This is a genomic window from Streptomyces sp. NPDC096048 (assembly GCF_044763415.1).
Taxonomy (GTDB): domain Bacteria; phylum Actinomycetota; class Actinomycetes; order Streptomycetales; family Streptomycetaceae; genus Streptomyces.
Map to the genome: position 1 here is coordinate 151,681 of NZ_JBIWGG010000003.1, position 23,225 is coordinate 174,905.

Sequence of the window (23,225 nt, forward strand, 5' to 3'; positions counted from 1 at the left end):
GACATTGTCAAGCAGCAATCCGCTGCGTGACCCCGCAGACCGACGGCTCCCGCGTATCGCGGGGCCGTCGGGTCTGGTCATTTTCGGCGTCACCGGCGACCTCTCCCGCAAGAAGCTCATGCCCGCCGTGTACGACCTCGCCAACCGGGGTCTGCTGCCGCCGGGCTTCTCGCTCGTCGGTTTCGCCCGCCGCGACTGGGAACACGAGGACTTCGCCCAGGTCGTGCACGATGCCGTCAAGGAACACTCGCGAACCCCCTTCCGTGAGGAGGTCTGGCAGCAGCTCAGCCAGGGCATGCGCTTCGTCCAGGGCACCTTCGACGACGACGAGGCGTTCGAGCGGCTGCGCGGCACCATCGACGAGCTGGACAAGGCGCAGGGCACGGGCGGCAACTTCGCCTTCTACCTCTCGGTGCCGCCCAAGTCCTTCCCCGTGGTCATCCAGCAGCTGAAGAAGCACCAGCTGGCCGACCAGTCGAGCGGCTCCTGGCGCCGCGCGGTGATCGAGAAGCCGTTCGGCCATGACCTGAAGTCGGCCGAGGAGCTCAACGGGATCGTCCACGAGGTCTTCGCCCCGGACCAGGTCTTCCGCATCGACCACTACCTGGGCAAGGAGACCGTCCAGAACATCCTGGCGCTGCGTTTCGCCAACCAGATGTTCGAGCCGATCTGGAACCGGTCCTACGTCGACCACGTGCAGATCACGATGGCCGAGGACATCGGCATCGGCGGCCGGGCCGGCTACTACGACGGCATCGGCGCCGCCCGTGACGTCATCCAGAACCACCTCCTCCAACTGCTCGCGCTGACCGCGATGGAGGAGCCCGCCTCCTTCGACGCGGACGCGCTGGCCGCCGAGAAGACCAAGGTGCTCGGCGCGGTCCGGCTCCCCAAGGACCTGGGCCGGGACACCGTGCACGCCCAGTACGCGGCGGGGTGGCAGGGCGGCGCGAAGGCCGTCGGCTACCTCGAAGAGGACGGCATCGACCCGAAGTCGAAGACGGACACCTACGCCGCGATCAAGGTCGGCATCGACAACCGCCGCTGGGCGGGCGTCCCCTTCTACCTGCGCACCGGCAAGCGGCTCGGCCGCCGGGTCACCGAGATCGCGGTCGTCTTCCAGCGCGCCCCGCACTCCCCCTTCGACTCCACGGCCACCGAGGAACTCGGCTCGAACGCGATCGTCATCCGGGTCCAGCCCGACGAGGGCGTCACCGTCCGCTTCGGCTCCAAGGTTCCGGGCACGTCGATGGAGATCCGGGACGTGTCCATGGACTTCGCGTACGGCGAGTCCTTCACGGAGTCCAGCCCGGAGGCGTACGAGCGCCTCATCCTGGACGTCCTGCTCGGCGACGCCAACCTCTTCCCGCGCACCGAGGAGGTCGAGCTGTCCTGGAAGATCCTCGACCCGATCGAGGAGTACTGGGACGAGCACGGCGCTCCGGCCCAGTACCCGGCGGGCACCTGGGGGCCCGTCGAGGCGGACCACATGCTCGAACGAGACGGACGGAGCTGGCGCCGCCCATGAAGACAGACCTCACGGACACCACGGCCAGCAAGATCAACAAGGCGCTGGTGCTGGGCCGCCGGGCGATCGGCACCCCGGCCATCGGCATGGTGCTCACGCTGGTCATCGTCACCGACGAGGAGAACGCCTACGACGCGCTGAAGGCCGCGAGCGACGCCGCGCACGAGCACCCCTCGCGCACGCTCGTCGTCATCAAGCGCGTCTCGCGTTCGCCCCGGGACCGTACGAAGTCCCGGCTGGACGCCGAGGTACGGCTCGGCGCCGACGCGGGCACCGGGGAGACGATCGTGCTGCGCCTGTACGGCGACGTCGTCGACCACGCCCAGTCGGTGGTCCTGCCGCTGCTGCTGCCGGACGCGCCGGTCGTGGTGTGGTGGCCGGTGAACGCGCCGCTGGACCCGGCCGGGGACCCGCTGGGCGCGCTGGCCCAGCGCCGGGTCACCGACACCTACGCCTGCGAGGAGCCGGTACGGGAACTGGCCGCCCGCGCCGACGCCTACGCGCCGGGCGACACCGACCTGTCCTGGACCCGGATCACGCCGTGGCGTTCGATGCTGGCGGCGGCCCTGGACCAGGTCGACTGCAAGGTGCGGTCGGTCGAGGTGGAGGGCGAGGAGTACAACCCGAGCTGCGAACTGCTCGCGATGTGGCTCGCGGACCGGCTTGACGTCCCGGTGCAGCGCTCCGCGTCGAACGGTCCGGGTCTGACGGCGGTCCGGATGGACACCGACTGCGGCCCGGTCGTCCTGGACCGGGCCGACGGCTCGCTGGCGAACCTGTCCATCCAGGGCCAGCCGGCCCGCGCGGTGGCGCTCAAGCGCCGCGAGACGGCCGAGCTGATCGCCGAGGAGCTGCGGCGCCTCGACCCGGACGACACCTATGCCTCGGCGCTGCGGTACGGGGTGCACCGGCTGAACGCGCCGGACGAGCCGGACGCCCCGGGCAAAGGGGGCTCCGGCGACGGGGCCGTCGCGGTGGCCGCTCCCGTCGAGACGGCCGCGAAGGCTCCCGCGAAGGACGCGGCGCGGGAGAAGACCCCGGTGAGGAAGGCGGCGGCGAAGTGAGCACTCCCCAGCTGGTCGTGCACCGAGACAAGGAGCTGATGGCCGAGGCCGCGGCGGCCCGGCTGATCACGAAGATCGTGGACGCGCAGGCCTCCCGGGGCAGCGCGTCCGTGGTCCTGACCGGCGGCCGCAACGGCAACGGCCTGCTGGCCGCGATCGCCGGGTCCCCGGCCCGGGACGCCGTCGACTGGGCCCGCCTCGACCTGTGGTGGGGCGACGAGCGCTACCTCCCGGAGGGGGACCCGGAGCGCAACGTCACCCAGGCACGGGAGGCGCTGCTCGACTCGGTGCCGCTGGACCCGCAGCGGGTGCACGCGATGCCGGCGTCCGACGGGCCGCACGGCTCGGACGTGGAGGCCGCCGCGGCGGCGTACGCGCGGGAGCTGGCCGAGGCGTCCGTTCCCGAGAACCACGCCGCGGTGCCGTCCTTCGACGTCCTGCTGCTGGGCGTGGGCCCGGACACGCACGTGGCGTCGCTCTTCCCGGAGCATCCGGGCGTACGGGAGACCGAGCGCACGGTGATCGGCGTCCACGGCTCCCCCAAGCCGCCGCCCACCCGCGTCTCCCTGACCCTCCCGGCCATCCGCACGGCCCGCGAGGTATGGCTGCTCGCGGCCGGCGAGGACAAGGCGAACGCGGTCGCGATGGCCCTGTCGGGCGCGGGCGAGATCCAGGCCCCGGCGGCCGGGGCGCAGGGCCGCGCCCGCACCCTGTGGCTCCTGGACACGACGGCGGCTTCGCGACTACCGAGGTCCCTCTACCCACCGGCGTCGGCCTGACCAGCCCGCCCGGCGTTCGAGGACGAGGCCGTCAAGGCCGGAAGCGGGGGTCTGGGGGCGCAGCCCCCGGGACGGGAACGGGAAGGGGCGGCGGGGGCGAAATCCCTCCCCGCCCCGCCCACCGTCACTTCACCGACCCCGCCATGACTCCTTGCACGAAGTGCCGCTGGAACGCGAAGAACACCACCACCGGCACCACCAGCGACAGGAACGCCCCCGGCGCCAGCACGTCGATGTTGCTGCCGAACTGCCGGATTTGCGACTGGAGTTCCACGGTCAGCGGCTGTGACGAGCTGTCCGCGAACAACAGCGCCACCAGCATGTCGTTCCACACCCACAGGAACTGGAAGATGGCGAGGCTGGCGATGGCCGGCTTCCCCACCGGCAGCACCAGCCGCGTGAAGATCCGCCACTCGTTGCCGCCGTCCATCCGTGCGGCCTCCAGCATCTCCTTGGGCATCTCCGCGAAGTAGTTCCGCAGCAGGAACACCGCGAACGGCAGCCCGTACGCCACATGGAACAGCACGACACCCGGGATGGTCCCGAACAGCCCCAGCTGGCCGAAGAGTTTGGCGACCGGCAGCAGCCCGATCTGCACGGGCACCACCAGCAGCGCCACGACCAGCAGGAAGATCGCCTCGCGCCCCGGGAAGTCCAGCCACGCGAAGGCGTACCCGGCGAGCGCGCCGACGACCACGACGAGCACGGTCGTCGGCACGGAGATGAGCACCGTGTTCCAGAAGGCCTGGGTGATGCCCGAGTTGCCGAGCAGCGCGGAGTAGTTGTCGAGGGACAGCTGCCCGGGGCTGGCCAGCGCCGTCCACCAGCCGCCCTTCGCCGTGTCCTCGGCCGACCGCAGCGAGGACAGGAACAGCCCGGCCAGCGGCGTCATCCACACCAGGCCGATGAGCACGAGGAAGGCCTGCACGACCCCGTTGCCCAGATACCGCCGCACGGCGTTCATCGCTGACTCCTCATCGCTGACTCCTCTTGAAGCGGCGGACGTTGAAGACCATGGCCGGGACGACGAGCAGCAGGAGCAGTACGCCCAGCGCGCTGCCGAGCCCTTGGTTGTTGCCGCCGCCGAACGACACGAGCCACATCTGCGTCGCGAGCACCGTCGCGTCCTCCTGCACGGGTCCGGGCGCGATGATGTAGACGAGGTCGAAGACCTTCATCACGTTGATCACGAGGGTGATGAAGACGACCGTCAGCACCGGTGCCAGCAGCGGGACGGTGATCCGCCGGAAGATCTGCCATTCGTTGGCGCCGTCCATCCGCGCCGCCTCCAAGGCGTCACGCGGCAGCGACGACAGGCCGGCGCCGATCAGGACCATCGCGAACCCGGTCCAGATCCACAGGTACGCGCCGATGATCGCGGGCGTGACCAGCGCGGGGCCTAGCCAGGAGACGCCCTCGTAGGGCGGGGCGAAGTTCGACGCGGGCAGCTCGACGGCGTACGAGCCCTCGGCCAGGTCCTCGAAACGGAAGGAGCCGTCGGCCGCGGTGGTCGTGGTGGCGACCGTACGGCCGTCGCGCACGGCCTCGACCGTCATCTCGGGCAGCCCGCTCTCGCGCCGGTCCACCCTGCCCCGCTCCCCTCCCCCGCCGGGCGTGAAGTCCAGGTACACGACACCGCTCACCTCACCGGCGGCCGCCTCGCGCCCCGCCGCGCCGTACGCGGGCTCCGTGCCGGACGGCAGGTCGTCGGGCCCCACCCCGACCAGGCCGAGCGCCACCGTGTCGCCCGGGGACACGTCCGTACTCGTCCGGTACGAACCGTCCGCCGCCTTGACCAGACCGCCGCCGTCCTGTCCCTCGCGGGCGCGCGCGCCCGGATAGGTCGACGTACCGGCGAAGGCGTCGTGCACGCCGGTCACGGCGGCGTTGAGGACGCCCTTGTCCGGGTCGTGGTCGTAGGCGAGCCGGAAGATGATGCCGGCGGCCAGGAAGGACACCGCCATCGGCATGAAGAGGAGCAGTTTGAAGGCGGTGGCCCAGCGGACCTTCTCGACCAGCACGGCGAGGATCAGGCCGAGGCCGGTCAGCAGGGTGGGGGCGATCACGACCCAGATGGCCGTGTTGCGTACGGCCTTGAGGGTGGCCGGGTCGCTGAACATCTCGGTGTAGTTGTCGCCGCCCACGAAACGCGTGCCCGAGGCGTCGAAGAGGCTGCGCCCGACGGAGAACAGCACGGGGTAGACGACGAGTGCGCCCAGCAGGAGCAGTGCGGGCAGGACGAAGAGCAGGGCGACGGCCGCCCGGCGCCGCCGGGGGCGCCGTACGGGCGCCGGGCCGGGGGCGGTGGGCGGGCTCGCCTCTTTCACCAGGGTCGTGGTCATGACCGGTCAGCCCTTGTAGGCCTTGGCCGCCGCGGCTTCCAGCTGCGCGGCGGTCGCCTTCGGGTCGGACGGGTCGCGCAGGAAGTCCTGGAGGATCTTCCACTCGCCCGTGCCCTTGGTGCCGCCGAAGGCCGCCGGTGCCTGGTCGGACATGTCGAAGCGGACCGAGTCGCCGGCGTCCACGAGGGACTTGGCGGTGGCCCGGCCGACGTCGTTCCCGTAGGAGGCGAGGTCGAGCTTCTTGTTCGGGGAGAGGAAGCCGCCCGCCTCGGCCCACACGGCCGCGGCCTCGGGGGTGGCGAGGTACTCCAGGAGCGCCATGCCGGCCTCGGAGTTCTTGCCGTCCTTCAGGACGACGGCCGCGTCGCCGCCGCTGACCACGGGCGCCTCACCGCCCGCGACCGCGGGGAACGGGAAGAAGTTCGCGTCCTTGCCGATCTCCTTGCCGAACTGGTCCTTGGCGACCCCGGCGACGAAGTCGCCCTCGTAGACCATGCCGGCCTCGGGCTCGGGGCCGAAGACCTTCTCCACCGAGCCCGGGAAGTCGGTGTTCAGGGCGCCCTTCTGGCCGCCCTCGATGAGCTGCTTGTCCTTGAAGAGCTTGCCGAGGGTGGTGAGCGCCTCGACCACGCTCGCGTCGGTCCACTTCAGTTCGTGGGCGGCGAGGGCGTCGTACTTCTCGGGGCCGGCCTGGGAGAGGTAGATGTTCTCGAACCAGTCCGTGAGCGTCCAGCCGTCCTGTCCGGCGACCGAGAAGGCGGCGAGCCCGGAGTCGGAGACGGTCTGCCCGGCCTTCAGCATCTCGTCGTACGTCTTCGGCGGCTCGACCCCGGCCTGGTTCAGGGCGTCGGGGCTGTACCAGACGGTCGACTTGTGGGCGGCCTTGAAGTACAGCCCGTAGAGGGCGCCGTCGACGCTGCCGTACGACTTCCAGACATTCGCGAAGTTGGCGTCCACGGACTGCTGGGCCGTCTTGGACAGCGGCTTCAGCCAGCCCTTGCCGGCGAACTGCTCGAGCACGCCCACCTGCGGGACCATCACGACGTCGGGGGCGTTGCCGCCCTCGATCTTGCTGCCGACGACGGTGGAGACGTTGTCGCCGGTGGAGACGAAGGAGGTCTTGGCGCCGGTCTTCTCGGTGAAGGCGTCCAGCACCTTCTGGAAGTTCTCCTGCTCGGTGCCGGACCAGACGCCGGCCACGGTGACGGACTGTCCGCCGAGCGCCTTGTCACCGCCGCCGGCCGTGACGGGTCCGCCGCCGCCGCCGCACGCGGTGGCGCCGAGGGCGAGTACGAGGGCGGTGCAGCCGGTGAGCAGGGTGGTACGTCGTCGCATCATCGTCGATGTCCCTTCGAGGATCGGGCAGGCAGAGGTCGCGTCGCAGGTCAGAGGTCGGCGATCCACCAGGCGGCGGTGGAGCCGGGCAGGACGCCGGGTGGGCAGGGTCCGCTGGTGAGCAGCGGGGTGCCGGGGACCGGCGCCGGGGTGGGGGCGGTGCCGAAGTTGACGGCACAGACCAGGCCGTCGCCGCGGACGAAGGCCAGGACGCCGGGCGGGGTGTCGAGCCAGCGCAGGGTGCCCTCGCCCAGCTGGGGCAGGTCGCCCCGGAGCTGGAGGCCGTCGCGGTAGAGGTGCCAGAAGGAGCGGGTGTCGGCGAGGGCGCGGTCGGTGGCGTACTCGGCGAAGTACTCCGGCTGCGGCAGCCAGGGCTTGGCGCTCCCGTCACCGGAGGTGAAGCCGAACGGGGAGGCCTGACCCGACCAGGGCAGCGGCACCCGGCAGCCGTCGCGGATGCGGGCGCGGCTGCCGGTGCGGTGGAAGATCGGGTCGGTGAGCACGTCGTCGGGCAGGTCGACGACCTCGGGAAGGCCCAGTTCCTCGCCCTGGTAGATGTACGCGGCACCCGGCAGCGCCAGCATCAGCAGCGCGGCGGCGCGGGCGCGGGCGGTGCCGAGGCCGCTGCCGTCGGTGGCGGGCTCGCCGTAGCGGGTGACGGTGCGGACCTGGTCGTGGTTGTTGAGGACCCAGGTGACCGTGGAGCCGGTCCCGGCGATGTCCTGCATGGCCTCGGAGATGACCTTGCGGAAGGCGTCGGGGTCCCAGGGGGCGCCGAGGAGGTCGAAGAAGAAGGCCTGGTGGAGCTCGTCGGGGCGGACGTAACGCGCGTGTTCGCGGGCGCTGGGGACCGACACCTCGCCGACGAGGAGGCGTTCGCGGCCGTCGCGGTCGGCGTACTCCTCGCACACCGCGCGCCACTGCCGCCACACGTCGTGCACCTCGGGCTGGTTCCAGGCGAGCGGGTTGACCGAGTCGCGGGTGCGGGCGTCGGCCTCCGGGTCCGGCGAGTCGGGCAGGTCCGGGTGCTTGAAGAGGCCGGCGGCCACGTCGATGCGGAAGCCGTCGACGCCCCGGTCGAGCCAGAAGCGGAGTATCCGGTCGAACTCGGCGGCGACCTCGGGGGTGCGCCAGTTCCAGTCCGGCTGCTCGGGCGTGAACATGTGCAGATACCACTGGCCGGGGCGGCCGTCGGCCTCGGTCACGCGGGTCCAGGCGGGGCCGCCGAACATGGCGTGCCAGTTGTTGGGCGGTTCGTCGCCGTGCGGACCACGGCCGTCGGCGAAGTGGAAGCGGGCGCGGGCCGGGCTGCCGGGCTCGGCGGCGAGGGCCTCGCGGAACCACGGGTGCTCGCTGGAGCAGTGGTTGGGGACGATGTCCAGCAGCAGCCGGATGCCGAGGCGCCGGGCCGCCGTGACCAGCGCGTCGAACTCGTCGAGGTCGCCGAAGATCGGGTCGACGCCTCGGTAGTCGGCGACGTCGTAGCCGTGGTCGTGCTGGGGCGAGGGGTAGAAGGGGCTCAGCCAGATCCCGTCCACGCCGAGCTTGCGCAGATACGGCAGTCCGGCACGGACGCCGGCGAGATCGCCGACACCGTCGCCGGTGCTGTCGAGGAAGCTGCGGACGTAGACCTGGTAGATCACCGCGTCACGCCACCAGTGGTGCCTGTTCACCCCGTAGACCTGTCTGTCGAGAGCCGCCGTTGTTATGCATGCATGTTAGGTAGCCGTGTCGCGGAGATGTCAACGAACAGAACGGAAGCTACTGAGGGGTTGGGGCCTTAAATGCTGACTTTTCACCGCACTGGGAGGCGAGATGAGACGCCCGCGTTACCTAACACGTAACTAGGGAGGAGTGCGGAATCAGCGCTGCGAGATCGCGGCCAGCTCGCGCGCCAGCCGGCGCACCGCCGCCTCGGGCGTCTGCCGCCCGGTCATCGCGTCGCGCACGACCGCCTGCACGGCCAGGCTGACCTGGTCGTAGCGCGGGCTCTTGGGGCGCGGTGCGGCGGCGAGCACACTCTCGCGCAGAGTCGGCAGGTACGGGAACGCCTCGACGAGCCGGGGGTCCTCGTAGAGATCGGCCCGTACGGGCGGCAGCGCGCCGCGGGTGAGGACCTGGCGCTGGACGCGCTCGCTGGTGAGGTACGCGATGAGGCGCGCGGCCGAGTCGGGGTGCCGGGCATGGGTGCCGACGGCCAGGTTGGAGCCGCCGAGGACGCTCGTACCGGGACCGCCGGGTCCGGGCAGCGGTACGGCGCCCACCTTTCCGGCGATCTTGGAGTCCTCGGCGGAGGCGCCGACGTAGGCGTAGGGCCAGTTGCGCAGGAAGAGCAGGCGGCCGTCCTGGAAGGCCTGCTTGGACTCCTCCTCCTTGTAGGTCAGCGCGTCCTTCGGGATCCAGCCCTCGCGCACCCCGCGCGCCAGGAATCCGATGCCCTCGCGGGCCGCCGCCGAGTCCACGGTGACGCGTTCGCCCTCGTCGCCGAGGATGCTGCCGCCGGCCGAGTAGACGGCCTCGGCGACGTTGACGGTGAGGCCCTCGTAGGGGAGGAACTGGCCCGCGTAGCCGTCGAGACCGTGCTTCGGGGCCAGGGTCTCGGCGTACCGCTCCAGCTCCGCCCAGGTGCGCGGCGGCGGGACGCCCTCCTCGGCGAGGACGTCCTTGCGGTAGAGGAGGAGGCCCGCGTTGGTGACGTACGGGACGGCGTACAGCCGCCCGTCGTAGGTCGCGGTGTCGACGACCGGCGGCAGGAAGGTGCCGAGCGGGAAGCGGTCGCGGGGCAGCGGGCGTATCCAGCCCGCGGCGGCGAACTCGGAGGTCCAGTTGACGTCGATGTTGAGGACGTCGAAGCGGTGCCGGTCGCCGTCGCGCAGGTCGGTGGCCATCTGCGCGCGGGTCTCGTCGGCGGAGTCGGGAAGTTCGACGAGGGTGACCCGCTCGCCGGGATGGTCGCGGTTCCAGCCCTCCAGCAGCGGGCCGAGATAGCCGGTGAGGTCACCGGCGGTGGCCAGGGTGAGCGGTCCGCGCCCGCTCTCGACGCCCACGTCGGCGCGGGCGCCCGAGGCGACGTACCCGGTCAGGAGCACGACGAGGACGAGAAGGCCCCTACCGGCGGCGTGGATCCACCGCATAGGTTCCTCCCTGTACACCCTCGTACACCGGTCAGGGGCCATGTATACCTGTTAGGTATGCGCGATACTAGGGCCTGGAGCACATGTGACCAGAAGGGAAGGACGGCTGAGTGCGCCTGCACCTTCTGGCCCTTCTGGCCCGCGGACCGGCCCACGGCTACGAGCTGAAGCAGGACCTTGAGCAACTGCTGGGCTCCGCGTACCCTCAGCCGAACGTCGGCCAGATCTACGTCACCCTCGGCCGCCTCGAGAAGACGGGACTGATCGAGGGCGAGGACATCGCGCAGTCGAGCCGGCCCAACAAGAAGGTCTACCACCTCACCGAAGCCGGGCGCGACGAGCTGCGGGCCTGGTACGAGGAGACGGCGGACGAGCCGCGGGTGCGGGACGAGTTCTTCATGAAGCTCGCCCTGGCTCCGCAGACGGGGCTCGCCGACCAGGTCGCCCTCATCAACAAACAGCGGCGGCAGTATCTGAACACGATGCGCCAGTTGTCGAAGCTGGCCGCCGCCGAAGACCGTGACAACCGCGTCGCCCACCTCCTCATCGAGGGCGCGATGCTGCACCTGCAGGCCGACCTCGACTGGCTGGAACGGTGTCAGGAAGAGCTGGAGGAGCTGGAGTGAGCGCGGACGAGGCTCCCCTGCTGCGCGCCGAGGGGCTGGTCAAGACGCATCACGGCGAGGGCGCCCCGGCGCACGCCGTGCGCGGGGTCGGCCTGTCCGTGCGGCGGGGCGAGTTCGTGGCGATCACCGGTCCGTCCGGCGCCGGGAAGTCGACGCTGCTGCATCTGCTCGGCGGGCTCCAGCGGCCGGACGCCGGCAGCCTCTGGCTGGACGGCGCGTGCACGGACCGGTACAGCGAGGCGCGCTGGGCGGTCGAGCGCAGGAAGCGCATCGGGATCGTCTTCCAGTTCTTCAACCTCGTCTCCGACCTGTCCGTCGCGGACAACGTCGAGCTGCCCGCCCTGCTCGCCGGGCTGCCGCCGAAGCGGGCGCGCGCCGAGCGGGAGGAGCTGCTGGCCGAGCTGGGCCTCGCGGGCAAGGAGCGCAGCATGCCCGGTGAGCTGTCCGGCGGCGAGCAGCAGCGGGTGGCGCTCGCCCGGGCGCTGGTCAACCATCCGCCGCTGCTGCTGGCCGACGAGCCCGCGGGCAGCCTGGACAGCAAGGGCACCCGCGAGGTGATGCGGCTGCTGACCCGCTTCCACCAGCGCGGGCAGACGATCCTGCTGGTCACCCACGACGCCCGGCTCGCGAGCGCCGCGGACCGGGTGATCAGCTTCTTCGACGGGCGCATAGCCGACGACGCCGAACTGGACGCCGGTACGCCCCCGCGCCACCGGTCCGGGGCGTCCGCCGTGCTGGAACTCAAGGACTGACATGCGGGCGTACGACCACCGCGTGCACCGCTCACCGGAGGGCTGAGGCCCGTGCGAGCCACCCTGCGCTGGGCCCACTCCGATCTGCGCACGCACCGGGGCGAGGCGCTGTTCCTCGTCCTCGCCACCGCGGGCATCGTCGCCTCGCTGCTGCTGGCCACGGCCCTGTTCGGGTACGCGACCAACCCCTGGCAGCGCGTCTTCACGCAGGCCCGCGGTGCCCACGTCTGGCTGCACACCGACACCGCGGCCGACACCGACAGGCTGACCGGCCTGGGCGGCGTCCAGTCCGTCGCCGGCCCCTACCCCACCGCCTCCGCCACCGTCGCCGTACGCGGCACCCGCGCCTCCGTCGAGCTGCGCGGCACCGCCGACGAGCCCGACGTGGGGCGCCCGCTGCTCACCGCCGGGCACTGGCTCGACCCGGCCGATCCCGACGGGGTGGTCCTGGAGAGCCGCCTCGCCCGCGCGCTGCTGGCCCAGCCCGGGGACACCCTCACGCTGCCCGGCACCGCGCGCACCCTGACGGTGCTGGGCATCGCCGACAGTCCCGAACGCCGCTACCGGCCGGGCGAGCGGCCTGGCCTGGTGTGGGCGCCGCCGGCCGCGGTGCCCGACCCGGGCGGCCAGGTGATCGGGCTGCGGCTGACGGATCCCGGGGACACCGACTACGCCGTGCAGCGCGCGGTGACCGTGCTGGGCGCCGGTGCGATCGGGCAGGTCTCCACCTGGCAGCAGGCCCGCGCGGAGGCCCAGGGCGACAACCGGCTGCTCGGCCAGGTCCTCGGCCTCTTCGGTCTCGGCGCGCTGCTCGCCGCCGGGCTCGCGGTGCACGGGGCGATCGGCACCCGGATCCGCGGCCATCTGCGGGACATCTCCGTCCTGAAGGCGATCGGCTTCACGCCGGGCCAGGTCGTCCGGGTCTTCCTGCTCCAGCACCTGGCCTACGCCCTGCTCGGCGCGGTGGCCGCTGCCGTGCTCACGCAGACCCTCGGCAGCCTCGTCCCCGGGCGGCTCGGGGACGCGGTCGGCGTGTGGCAGGGCCTGCCCGGGCACACCGTCGCGCTGTTCGCCGTACCGGCGGGCGCGGTGCTGTTCATCGGCGCCACCACCGGGCTCGCGGCCTGGCGGGCGGGACGGGTGCCGCCGGTTCCGGTGCCGCGCCCGGCGGCGGCGCGGGGCAGCCGGCTGTCCGACGCGGCACGGAGGGCGCTGGGGCTGCGGGTGCTCAGGGTGCGGGTGCCGGTGCGGGTGCGGGGCGTCCAGGGACGCGGCGGGCGAGCGTCCGGCGAACGCGCGGCCGATGAGCGGGCGCCCGACGCACAGGGCCGCCCTGGTGAGCGGCGTTCCGAAGAGCGGCCCGCCGGTGCACCGCGTCCCGACGTACGCGCACTCGAGGTCCGGGTGCCGCCGGCGCTCGTCCTCGGCTGGCACAAGGCGTTCACGCGCCGCCCGCGCTCGCTCGCCACGGTCGCCCGCCTCACGCTGCCACTGCTGCTGATCGTGGTGGCGATGAGCGCGTGGACCACCATCGACCGCTTCCACAGCCGGCCCGAGCAGCTCGGCCTGCCCACCGCCCTCACCGTCCGTGCCGACGCCGGTCTCGGCGACCGCGGCACCCGTGCCCTGCTGGGCGGCGACCCGCAGGTCGCCGCCGCCTACCCGGGCGTCGAGGTGGCCGCCCTGGTGCCGGGCCAGACCGCGACCATCGCGCTGCGCGGGCTCGGCACCCGCGAGGACCCCTACCCGTACGCCCTGGCCGAGGGCCGCCGCGCGCACGGACCGGACGAGGCGGTGGCGGGGCAGGGGCTGCTCGACCTGCTGGACGTGCGGGTCGGTGACTGGGTGCGGATGACCGTCGGCGACCAGCCGCAGATCCTGCACATCGTGGGCCGCAGCATCGAACCGGAGAACGGGGGCCGGGTCATCTCCACGTCCCTCGACACCCTCCGGGAGAACGACCCGCGGCTGAGCCCGACCCTCTACCAGCTCCGACTGCGCCCCGGCGCCGACCCGGGCGAGGTCGCCGGGCGGCTCGCCGAGGCCGGGCACGGACGGCTCGACGTGCACTCCGTGACGAACCCCGCCGACGGGCTCTCGCCGCTGCGTGGAGTCGTCCTCGGACTGATCGCCGTCCTCGCTCTCATCGGCCTGATCGAACTGCTCACCGCCATCGGCGGCACCGTCCGGGAGAGCGAACGCGACCTGCTCGCCCTCAAGGCGATCGGCCTGTCCCCGCGCCAGATCACCGGCATCACCGTCACGGCCACCGCGTGCACCGCCCTGGCGGCCGTGCTTCTCGCCACCGCTCTCGGGCTGCCGCTCGCGCGCTGGCTGATCGACGCCCAGGGCGCCTCCAGCGGCATCGGCGCGGGGATCGCCCAGGCCCCCTCCCCCGTCTTCCTCGCCCTCCTGGGCGCGACCGCCGTGTTCGGTGCCGCGGCGCTGGCCGCCGTACCGTCGGCACGGGCGGCCCGGCGCCGCCTCGCGGACACCCTGAGCGCGGTGGCCTGACCGGACCGGCCGGACCACCGCGCCCGCCGCCCGTCACTGCCGCCCGCGCAGCTCCCGGTAGGCGGCGACCAGCGCCTTGGTGGAGGCGTCCAGACCGGGGACCGAGCCCGCCGCGGCAGCGGCTGACGGGAACGTCTCGGTGAGGGCGGGTTCGACGCGCTTGGCGAGCACCTTGCCGAGTTCGACGCCCCACTGGTCGAAGGAGTCGATGTTCCAGATGGCGCCCTGGACGAACACCTTGTGCTCGTAGAGGGCGACGAGCTGGCCGAGTACCGACGGGGTCAGCTCGCGGGCGAGGATCGTGGTCGTCGGGTGGTTGCCCCGGAACGTCTTGTGCGGGACCAGTTCCTCCGGCACGCCCTCGGCCCGCACCTCGTCCGGCGTCTTGCCGAAGGCGAGCGCCTGGGTCTGCGCGAAGAAGTTGGCCATCAGCAGGTCGTGCTGGGCCTTCAGCTCGTCGCTCAGCTCGGCCACCGGCTCGGCGAAGCCGATGAAGTCCGCCGGGACGAGCTTGGTGCCCTGGTGGATCAGCTGGTAGTAGGCGTGCTGTCCGTTGGTGCCGGGCGTGCCCCAGACGACCGGTCCGGTCTCCCACTCCACGGGGCGCCCGTCGCGGTCGACCGACTTGCCGTTGGACTCCATGTCCAACTGCTGGAGGTACGCGGTGAACTTCGACAGGTAGTGCGAGTACGGCAGCACCGCGTGCGACTGGGCGTCGTGGAAGTTGCCGTACCAGATGCCCAACAGGCCCATCAGCAGGGGCACGTTGGACTCCGCGGGGGCGGTGCGGAAGTGTTCGTCGACGAGGTGGAAGCCGTCGAGCATCTCGCGGAAGCGGTCCGGGCCGATGGCGATCATCAGGGAGAGGCCGATCGCCGAGTCGTACGAGTAGCGTCCGCCGACCCAGTCCCAGAACTCGAACATGTTGGCCGTGTCGATGCCGAAGCCGGCGACCTTCTCGGCGTTCGTCGACAGGGCGACGAAGTGTCGGGCGACGGCCTTCTCGTCACCGAGTGCGCTCAGCAGCCAGGTCCGGGCGGAGGTCGCGTTGGTGACCGTCTCGATGGTGGTGAAGGTCTTGGAGGCGATGACGAACAGCGTCTCGGCCGGGTCCAGGTCGCGGGTGGCCTCGTGCAGGTCGGCGCCGTCGACGTTGGAGACGAAACGCACCGTCAGCTCGCGGTCGGTGAAGGCGCGCAGCGCCTCGTAGGCCATGGCGGGGCCCAGGTCGGAGCCGCCGATGCCGATGTTGACGACGTTCTTGACGCGCTTGCCGGTGTGGCCCTTCCACTCACCGGAGCGGATCCGGTCGGCGAAGCCGGCCATCTTGTCGAGCACCGCGTGCACCTTGGGCACGACGTTCTCGCCGTCGACCTCGATCACCGCGTCCCGCGGGGCGCGCAGCGCGGTGTGCAGCACCGCCCGGTCCTCGGTGGTGTTGATCTTCTCGCCGCGGAACATGGCGTCGCGCAGCCCGAACACGTCGGTGGCGGCGGCCAGCTCGCGCAGCAGCCGCAGGGTCTCGTCGGTGACGAGGTGCTTGGAGTGGTCGACGTACAGGTCTCCCACCCGGAGCGTGCAGGCGGTGCCGCGGCCCGGGTCGGCGGCGAACAGCTCGCGCAGCCGCACCTCGCCGAGTTCTTCGCGGTGCTTGGCCAGTGCGGCCCATTCGGGCGTCTGGTTGAGCCTGGTACGGCCGTCTGCGTTCATGTCGGACTTCAGCCTTCTTCCTTAGGTGTCCCAGCTGTCCCGGCTGTTCCAACCTAATTGATCAGCACGGGAGAAGACCCGGCTGAAGAAGACCGAAGGGGCCCTGAAGGGGGCCGCTCTAGATCTCGCCCCGCAGTTTGGCGAGCGCCTCGGCGAGAATCGCCTCCCCGTCCGCGTCGCTGCGACGCTCGCGCACATAGGCGAGGTGGGTCTTGTAGGGCTCGGTGCGCGGCGGGTCCGGTGGATTGTCCCGGTCCTGTCCGGCGGGGAAGCCGCAGCGCGGGCAGTCCCAGGTCTCGGGGACCTGTGCGTCGCTCGCGAAGCTCGGCTGCGTCTCGTGTCCGTTGGAGCACCAGAAGGAGATGCGCAGGCGCGGCGCGGACTCGCCGCGCTCGGCCTCGCCCATCGGCCCCGCCCCGACCCGGCTTCCCCGGATCGCGTTGCCACTTGCCACGGTCGTAACTCCCTGCGTGATGGTGCCGCAAAGCGAGTCGGCGTTCGCTTCGCTGCGAGCGCCTCAGTCTACGTAAGGGCCAACGCGCGTCCAGTGATTGGAGTTACAAGCCCCACACAAGACGCAGGCCCCATGATAGGCGGCGCCGTGGGGCGCGTACCGAACATGGGGCTTTACGTGCTCGAGTGGGGGGTGTGTCAGTTGTTCAGTTGTTCGCCTTCATCAGCAGGCCGAGCACCATGATGCACGCGAACCACAGCAGACCGACCACCACGGTGATCCGGTCGAGGTTGCGCTCGGCGACCGAGGAGCCGCCGACGGACGACTGCATGCCGCCACCGAACATGTCGGAGAGGCCGCCGCCCTTCCCCTTGTGCATCAGCACCAGCAGCATCAGCAGCAGGCTGAAGACGATCAGGGCGATCGAGAACCCCAAAACCACGGCTGGACCAACTTCCTCGGATTCGGATGAACGACGGGGGCACGGTGACTGCAGGCCACCATGCCCCCGCAAGGGTACGACGTATCGCCGCTACGGCATACTCACCGGCCGATCTGCCGGACGGCGGGCCTGCCGGCCTACTGGTCGCGGAAGCGGACGATCTTGACGAACTCGTCCGAGTCCAGCGAGGCGCCGCCGACCAGGGCGCCGTCGATGTCGGCCTGCGACATGATCTCGGCGACGTTGCCGGACTTGACCGAGCCGCCGTACTGGATGCGGACCTTGTCGGCCAGCTCCCGCGAGTACAGCTCGGCGAGCTTGCCGCGGATGGCCGCGCAGACCTCCTGGGCGTCCTCGGCGCCGCAGACCTTGCCGGTGCCGATGGCCCACACGGGCTCGTAGGCGATCACGACGGTCTCGGCCTGCTCGGCCGGGAGGTCCTTCAGGCCGCCCTCGACCTGGGCGAGGGTGTGGGCGACGTGGTTGCCCGCCTCGCGCACGTCCAGCTCCTCGCCGACGCACAGGATCGGGGTCAGGCCGTGCTTGTAGGCGGCCTTGACCTTGGCGTTGACCAGCTCGTCGGTCTCGGCGTGGTACTGCCGGCGCTCGGAGTGGCCGATCGCGACATAGGTGCAGCGCAGCTTGGCCAGCATCGGGCCGGAGATCTCGCCGGTGTAGGCGCCGCCGTCGTGGGCGGAGACGTCCTGGGCGCCGTACTTGATCTTGAGCTTGTCGTGCTCGACCAGGGTCTGCACCGAGCGCAGGTCGGTGAAGGGGACGAGGACGGCGACCTCGACGGCGTCGTAGTCCTTGTCCGCGAGGGCGAAGGCGAGCTTCTGGACGTGGGCGATGGCCTCGAGGTGGTTGAGGTTCATCTTCCAGTTGCCCGCCATCAGCGGCGTGCGGGTGGTCATTGAGGTCAGTCCTCCAGTGCGGCGAGGCCGGGGAGCGTCTTGCCCTCGAGGTATTCGAGGGAGGCGCCGCCGCCGGTCGAGATGTGGCCGAATGCGTTCTCGTCGAAGCCGAGCGTACGGACGGCCGCGGCGGAGTCGCCGCCGCCGACCACGGTGAAGCCCGGGGCGTCGAGGAGGGCCTGGGCGACCGCCTTGGTGCCCTCGGCGTAGTCGGGGTGCTCGAAGACGCCCATGGGGCCGTTCCAGAAGACGGTGGCGGCGTCGGCGAGCTTCGATGCGTACAGCTTGCGGGTCTCGGGACCGATGTCCAGACCCTCCTGGTCGGCCGGGATGGCGTCCGCGGCGACGGTGGCGGGGTTGGCCGGGGCCTTGGTCTTCAGGTCCGGGAACTCGGACGCGACCAGGACGTCGACGGGGAGGACCAGCTCGACGCCGTTCTTCTCCGCGCGCTCCATGTACTCCTTGACGGTCGGGATCTGGTCCTCCTGGAGGAGGGAGATGCCGACCTCGTGGCCCTGGGCCTTGAGGAAGGTGTACGCCATGCCGCCGCCGATGAGGAGCCGGTCGGCCTTGCCGAGCAGCTGGTCGATGACGGCGAGCTTGTCGGAGACCTTGGCGCCGCCGAGGGCGACCACGTACGGGCGCTGGACGTCGTCGGTGAGCTTCTTCAGGACGCCGACCTCGGTGGCGATGAGGTAGCCGGCGTAGTGCGGGAGCTTCTTCGGCAGGTCGTAGACCGACGCGTGCTTGCGGTGCACGGCGCCGAAGCCGTCGCCGACGTAGACGTCCGCGAGGCCGGCCAGCTTGTCGGCGAAGGCGGCGCGCTCGGCGTCGTCCTTGCTGGTCTCACCGGCGTTGAAGCGCAGGTTCTCGATGACGGCCACCTGGCCGTCGGTGAGGCCGGACACGACGGCCTCGGCGGAGGCTCCGACCGTGTCCTCGGCGAAGGCGACGTCGGCGCCGAGCAGTTCACCGAGACGGGCGGCGGCCGGGGCGAGGGAGAAGGCCGGGTCCGGGGCGCCCTTGGGGCGGCCCAGGTGCGAGGCGACGATCACGCGCGCGCCCGCGTCGGCCAGGGCCTTGACGGTGGGCACCACGGCGCGGATGCGGCCGTCGTCGGTGATGGTGGTGCCGTCCAGCGGCACGTTGAGGTCGGCGCGGACGAAGACGCGCTTGCCCGCGACGCCTTCGGAGAGCAGTTCGTCGATCGTCTTCAAGAGGGCTCCTGGGTTCTCGTGATCGCTCGTGATCCTACGAGGGCTGGTCGCTGCGGACGCGACGCAGGGCTCGGGCAGCGCGGCCTTGCGCTGCCCGAGCCCTGCTACCGCATCGAGGTGCCTGCTGCGTCCGAGTCGATCAGAGCTGGTTGCCGACGAAGACCGTGAGGTCGACGAGGCGGTTGGAGTAGCCCCACTCGTTGTCGTACCAGCCGATGACCTTCACGTTCTTGCCGTCCTGGACCATGGTCAGGGACGAGTCGAAGGTGCAGGACGCCGGGGCGTTGACGATGTCCGAGGAGACGATCTCGTCCTCGGTGTACTCCAGGATGCCCTTGAGCTCGCCCTCGGCGGCCTTCTGGAAGGCGGCGTTGACCTCTTCCTTGGTGACCTCGCGGCCGAGCTCCAGGACGAGGTCGGTGACCGAGCCGGTCGGGACCGGGACGCGCATGGCCATGCCGTCCAGCTTGCCCTTGAGCTGCGGGAGGACCAGCGCGGTGGCCTTGGCGGCGCCCGTGGTGGTCGGGATGATGTTCTCCGCGGCGGCACGGGCGCGGCGCAGGTCCTTGTGCGGGAAGTCCAGGATGCGCTGGTCGTTCGTGTACGCGTGCACCGTCGTCATCAGGCCCTTGACGATGCCGAAGTTCTCGTCGAGGACCTTCGCCATCGGCGCCACGCAGTTGGTGGTGCAGGAGGCGTTGGAGATGACGTGGTGGTTCGCCGGGTCGTACTTGTCCTGGTTGACGCCCATCACGATGGTGACGTCCTCGTCCTTGGCCGGGGCCGAGATGAGGACCTTCTTCGCGCCGCCCGCGATGTGCTTCTCGGCGTCGGCCTTCTTGGTGAAGATGCCGGTCGACTCGATGACGATGTCGACACCCAGCTCGCCCCACGGGATGTCGGCGGGGTTGCGCTCGGCGAGGACCTTGATGGTCTTGTCGCCGACGGTGATGGTGTCCTCGGTGTGCGAGACCTCGTACGGGAGGCGCCCGAGGATGGTGTCGTACTTCAGCAGATGGGCGGTGGTCGCGGTGTCACCCAGGTCGTTGACAGCCACGATCTCGATGTCTGCACCCTGCTCCAGCAGCGCGCGGAAGTAGTTACGACCGATGCGGCCAAAGCCGTTGATGCCTACGCGGATCGTCACGAACCGATCTCCTCGTTGGTACGCCGGCCCGATGTGCCGGCGAGCTGTATTTGGGATGTCCCCGACCACCTCCGACCCTACCTCTCCGGGGCCTCGGGGGTGACATCGAGACGCCCCATACCCGGCAGGGCGGTCCGTACCCGCCAGTAGGGGTACGGACCGCCCTGGGCCGTGGGGACCGATCACCCGATTTCGCTACACCGTGTCAGTCCCCAGCGGCCCGGGATTCACTCATCCAGGGCACGCAGCGCCTGCCGGACCAGAGCCGTCCGGGCGGCCGGCTCGGTGAGGTGCTCCAGGCCGAAGCCCAGCAGGACCGTGTCGTCCGTGGTGACCGCGCCGTACGTCTGGAACAGGGTTCCGGTACGGCTCCAGTCCTTCAGGACGGCGGGGCTGCCCGCGGGCGGTCCGGAGACCCGCCAGGCGCCGAGCGCGGTCTCGAAGCCCTCGGTCGCGGTCGTCGTACCGCCGACGACCAGCGAGGCCTCGTCGGCGAGGACGCCGCGTCCGCCGCTGCCGGGGTCGGTGACGTAGGCGATCGACACCTCGACGGACTTCCCGGCGTACGCGCTCAGGTCGAACTCGACCTGCCGCCATCCCCCGGAGGAGCCGGTGAGGCTGTTCCACTGCCCGGTCGTGCCGGTCGCGGTGCAGCCGTCGTCGGACAGGGTCAGGTAGTGCTCCAGCCAGGGGTGCTCGCCCATGTAGAAACCGGCCGCGCATTCCGCCGGTACGGCCGTGCCGGTGGCGCCGCCCGCCTCGGGGAGCGTGGTCCAGTCGTCGCCGCCGGTGGTGTGCGCCTCGACCAGGGCGTGGTCGTAGCCGCGCTCGGTGTCCCACAGCAGCTGGGTGCGGAGCGTGGGCCGGTCGGCGGCGGTGACACCGGTGAGGTCGACGGTGCGGGTGAGGCGCTTGTAGGCGTCGTCGGTGTGGACGGCGGCGGCCATCCACTCCCCCGCGTAGGGCCCGTACGGGTTGACTGTCCCGGCGAACTTCCCGGCGCCCTCGCTCGCGAACTGCGGGTAGGTGTCGGCGGGCAGCTGGTCCGAGGTCACGCTGTAGGTGCCCGCTGTGTCCAGCGGGTTGCCGGGGGCGTCGCCGAGTGCGCCGGCGGTCCCGTCGAGCTTGCCGGAGCCGGTGAACCCGGTGGCCCCGGGGGTCGACGTACGGGTGTAGGCGCCCAGGTAGTACTGGCTGAAGTCGTCGGACAGGGTGCCGCCGCCGAGGTCGACGCTGCCGCCGGCCCGCTCGCCCGCCTCGATCAGCCTGCCGCCCTCGTTGAGGAAGGCACGCAGCTGGAGCTGGGTGGTGTTGCCGGGCACCGCGGCGCCGGTGTAGTGGACGACGGTGTGGAAGTGGGCGAGGACGCCGAGCGCGTCGGGCGCGCCCTGCGCGGCGACGTCCCAGACGGCCGCCCGCTTGCCGTTGGCCTTGAGGGCGTCGACGTACTTCTGGGTCTGCGTGGCCTTCGCGCCCTCCTCGGCGACGACGAGGACGTCCGCGCGGGGCCGCTCGGCGATCGTGTACGTGAAGTGCTCGCTCTCGGTCCGCTTGCCGCGCTTCGTCTCGCCGGCGAACCAGACCTCGACCCGGTCGCCGCGGTCGCCGTCCCTGACCTTGGCCCGGTACTCGTCGAAGTAGAGGTTGTCCTCGCCGCCGTACGTCTCGCCGCCCCGCCAGGGCCGCAGCTTCATGTCGTGGACGCGTCCACCGTTGACGCGGTACTTCAGCTCCTTGTCGCGTACCGACTTGCGTACGACGACGGAGACCTCCTGGTCGGCGCCGCGCGAGTAGGACGTGGTGAAGGGGGCCGGGGTGAAGTCGGCGGCCTCCAGGCCGACCGCGGAGGACGGCCGGTCGGGGTGGGCGGCGCTCTCGGCCAGCGACAGCGCGAAGGGGATGTTCTTCGCGAACTCCTTCTGGATGAGTTCCTCGTCGTCGGGGAAGTTGAAGCCCGACTGGCAGTCGCGCGGGTCCCACTCGTCGTCGGGGTCCTGCTGGGAGATGGTCTGGCAGGTCGACATCTCCGGGGTGAACATCGCCACGCCGTTGACGTTGGCCGCGTGGCCGTCCGCCTCGCCGTTGGTGGTGTACAGCTCCGAGGAGACCTGCGGGTGGTAGCCGGGGATCGCGGGGTTGTCCGGCGTGCCGGCGAGCGCCTCGTAGAGGACGTCGTCCGGAGTGTTCGTGGCCACCTGCCAGCCGACCCCGTAGAGGATCAGTTCGGCGGCGGAGTGGTAGTTGATGCCGTAGGTGAAGCCGATCCGCTTCTGGAAGGCGTCCAGGGCCTTGGTCTCGGGCTCGGAGTTCGGGCCGTCGCCGCGGTAGGTCTGGCTGGTGGGATTGGGGGACGATCCCTCGTCGTCGTAGCCCCACTTGTAGGCGAAGTTGCGGTTGAGGTCGACGCCGTCGCCGGTGCCGATGGCGCCGTCGCCGTTGTTGTCGCGCAGGTTCTTGCGCCACAGGCGGTTGTCGGTGCTCTCGAACGTGTAGTCGTAGCCGTCGGGGTTGGCCGACAGGAGGAACCACAGTTCGGTGGAGTCGACCAGCTTCTTGATCCGCCGGTCCTCGTCGTACTTGTCCAGGTAGTGGTGCATCAGCCGCCGGGTCATCTCCGGGGTGATCCACTCGCGCGCGTGCTGGTTGGACATGTAGAGGACGGAGGGCTTGGAGCCGTCCTTCGACTTCTTCGCGTTCTTGGTGAGCTTGAGCGCGAGGATGTCCTGACCGTTCACCGACTTGCCGATGGAGACGACCTTGGTGAGGCGGGGATTGTCCCGCGCGGTCCGCAGGATCTCCTCCTTCAGGCCGCCGCTGCCGCTGTACGGGCGGAAGACGCCCTCGGCGGCGTCCTCGACCCGCTTCTCGGCGCGGGAGGAGAGGGTGTGCTCCTCGAGGTCGACGCCCTGTTTCTCCAGCTTCCCGGCCTGCTGGTCGGTGAGGTAGACCTCGACGGTGGCCGTCCCCCGGTCGGGGACCCGCTCACCGAGTTCGTGGCCGTCCTGGCCGGCGGCCAGCAGCAGGGGTACCTGCTCCTGGGTCACGTCGGCACGGAAGACCTTCACCTCGTCGGCGTCCGCGGTCGCGGGGCCTTCGGGTTGTGCCTGGGCGATGGGCGCGAAGCTCGCTCCGCCGATCAGGAGCGCGCCGACGGCGAGGATCGATCTCGCTCTTCGTCTCATGAACCCCCCTAGATGGGGCCTGTCCGACAGGCCTGCGTTCGCCACAGCAGCGAACAGATGCCAGGCTCATGACAGCTCATGATCG

18 protein-coding genes are annotated in these 23,225 nt (G+C 71.1%); 6 read left to right on the plus strand and 12 right to left on the minus strand.

Annotated elements, in window-relative coordinates:
• The first annotated feature begins 4 nt into the window (after positions 1-4).
• From zwf to pgl, 3 genes are read left to right on the plus strand one after another with little or no spacing between them, the layout of a single operon-like run.
• On the plus strand, positions 5-1,528 hold the full coding sequence (zwf, locus tag ACIQ6R_RS08715) for a glucose-6-phosphate dehydrogenase (RefSeq protein ID WP_404173825.1): 1,524 nt from the start codon (positions 5-7) through the stop codon (positions 1,526-1,528).
• Positions 1,525-2,592: a glucose-6-phosphate dehydrogenase assembly protein OpcA gene (gene opcA, locus ACIQ6R_RS08720; protein WP_404219793.1), complete on the plus strand. Its 1,068-nt coding sequence runs from the start codon at positions 1,525-1,527 to the stop codon at positions 2,590-2,592. Before zwf ends, opcA begins: the two co-directional genes overlap by 4 nt.
• On the plus strand, positions 2,589-3,371 hold the full coding sequence (gene pgl / locus ACIQ6R_RS08725) for a 6-phosphogluconolactonase (protein WP_404173831.1): 783 nt from the start codon (positions 2,589-2,591) through the stop codon (positions 3,369-3,371). Before opcA ends, pgl begins: the two co-directional genes overlap by 4 nt.
• A gap of 124 nt (positions 3,372-3,495) precedes the next feature.
• Here pgl and ACIQ6R_RS08730 read toward each other — a convergent pair whose 3' ends face one another.
• The 5 genes from ACIQ6R_RS08730 to ACIQ6R_RS08750 form a co-directional block, all read right to left on the minus strand.
• Positions 3,496-4,335: a carbohydrate ABC transporter permease gene (locus tag ACIQ6R_RS08730; RefSeq protein ID WP_375924448.1), complete on the minus strand. Its 840-nt coding sequence runs from the start codon at positions 4,333-4,335 to the stop codon at positions 3,496-3,498.
• 10 nt (positions 4,336-4,345) lie between these two features.
• Complete coding sequence (locus ACIQ6R_RS08735; protein ID WP_404219795.1) at positions 4,346-5,713, minus strand: carbohydrate ABC transporter permease; 1,368 nt, start codon at positions 5,711-5,713, stop codon at positions 4,346-4,348.
• 6 nt (positions 5,714-5,719) lie between these two features.
• A complete protein-coding gene (locus ACIQ6R_RS08740; RefSeq protein WP_404219797.1) occupies positions 5,720-7,051 on the minus strand; it encodes an ABC transporter substrate-binding protein in 1,332 nt (443 codons plus the stop codon).
• 47 nt (positions 7,052-7,098) lie between these two features.
• Positions 7,099-8,721, minus strand: coding sequence for a glycoside hydrolase family 13 protein (locus ACIQ6R_RS08745; RefSeq protein ID WP_404219799.1), 1,623 nt, complete (start codon positions 8,719-8,721; stop codon positions 7,099-7,101).
• 189 nt (positions 8,722-8,910) lie between these two features.
• Positions 8,911-10,182, minus strand: coding sequence for an ABC transporter substrate-binding protein (locus ACIQ6R_RS08750; protein ID WP_404173843.1), 1,272 nt, complete (start codon positions 10,180-10,182; stop codon positions 8,911-8,913).
• Positions 10,183-10,292: 110 nt separating this feature from the next.
• On the opposite strand from ACIQ6R_RS08750, the gene ACIQ6R_RS08755 reads away from it, so the two are divergent.
• Genes ACIQ6R_RS08755 through ACIQ6R_RS08765 form a run of 3 tightly spaced genes read left to right on the plus strand, consistent with a single transcriptional unit; the run spans position 10,293 to position 14,074 of the window.
• Entirely contained in the window at positions 10,293-10,808 is a 516-nt protein-coding gene (locus tag ACIQ6R_RS08755) for a PadR family transcriptional regulator (RefSeq protein WP_404173846.1), read from the plus strand.
• The gene (locus ACIQ6R_RS08760; protein ID WP_404173849.1) at positions 10,805-11,560 is read left to right on the plus strand and encodes an ABC transporter ATP-binding protein; all 756 of its coding nucleotides are present in this window, start codon (positions 10,805-10,807) and stop codon (positions 11,558-11,560) included. Before ACIQ6R_RS08755 ends, ACIQ6R_RS08760 begins: the two co-directional genes overlap by 4 nt.
• A gap of 51 nt (positions 11,561-11,611) precedes the next feature.
• Positions 11,612-14,074, plus strand: coding sequence for an FtsX-like permease family protein (locus ACIQ6R_RS08765; protein WP_404219801.1), 2,463 nt, complete (start codon positions 11,612-11,614; stop codon positions 14,072-14,074).
• Between the two features lie 33 nt (positions 14,075-14,107).
• Here ACIQ6R_RS08765 and pgi read toward each other — a convergent pair whose 3' ends face one another.
• The 7 genes from pgi to ACIQ6R_RS08800 form a co-directional block, all read right to left on the minus strand.
• Complete coding sequence (pgi, locus tag ACIQ6R_RS08770) at positions 14,108-15,784, minus strand: glucose-6-phosphate isomerase (protein ID WP_404219803.1); 1,677 nt, start codon at positions 15,782-15,784, stop codon at positions 14,108-14,110.
• Between the two features lie 118 nt (positions 15,785-15,902).
• Positions 15,903-16,238 carry an RNA polymerase-binding protein RbpA gene (locus ACIQ6R_RS08775; protein WP_003976875.1) on the minus strand — a complete coding sequence of 112 codons (336 nt, stop codon included), beginning with the start codon at positions 16,236-16,238 and terminating at the stop codon, positions 15,903-15,905.
• A 205-nt stretch (positions 16,239-16,443) separates the two neighbouring features.
• On the minus strand, positions 16,444-16,680 hold the full coding sequence (secG, locus tag ACIQ6R_RS08780; RefSeq protein ID WP_079160504.1) for a preprotein translocase subunit SecG: 237 nt from the start codon (positions 16,678-16,680) through the stop codon (positions 16,444-16,446).
• A gap of 137 nt (positions 16,681-16,817) precedes the next feature.
• Positions 16,818-17,594, minus strand: a complete 777-nt coding sequence (tpiA, locus tag ACIQ6R_RS08785; protein ID WP_404219805.1) for a triose-phosphate isomerase — start codon at positions 17,592-17,594, stop codon at positions 16,818-16,820.
• 5 nt (positions 17,595-17,599) lie between these two features.
• A complete protein-coding gene (locus ACIQ6R_RS08790) occupies positions 17,600-18,811 on the minus strand; it encodes a phosphoglycerate kinase (RefSeq protein ID WP_404219807.1) in 1,212 nt (403 codons plus the stop codon).
• Between the two features lie 139 nt (positions 18,812-18,950).
• Positions 18,951-19,958: a type I glyceraldehyde-3-phosphate dehydrogenase gene (gap, locus tag ACIQ6R_RS08795; RefSeq protein WP_404173865.1), complete on the minus strand. Its 1,008-nt coding sequence runs from the start codon at positions 19,956-19,958 to the stop codon at positions 18,951-18,953.
• 227 nt (positions 19,959-20,185) lie between these two features.
• Positions 20,186-23,140 carry a M14 family zinc carboxypeptidase gene (locus ACIQ6R_RS08800; RefSeq protein ID WP_404219808.1) on the minus strand — a complete coding sequence of 985 codons (2,955 nt, stop codon included), beginning with the start codon at positions 23,138-23,140 and terminating at the stop codon, positions 20,186-20,188.
• Positions 23,141-23,225 lie beyond the last annotated feature (85 nt).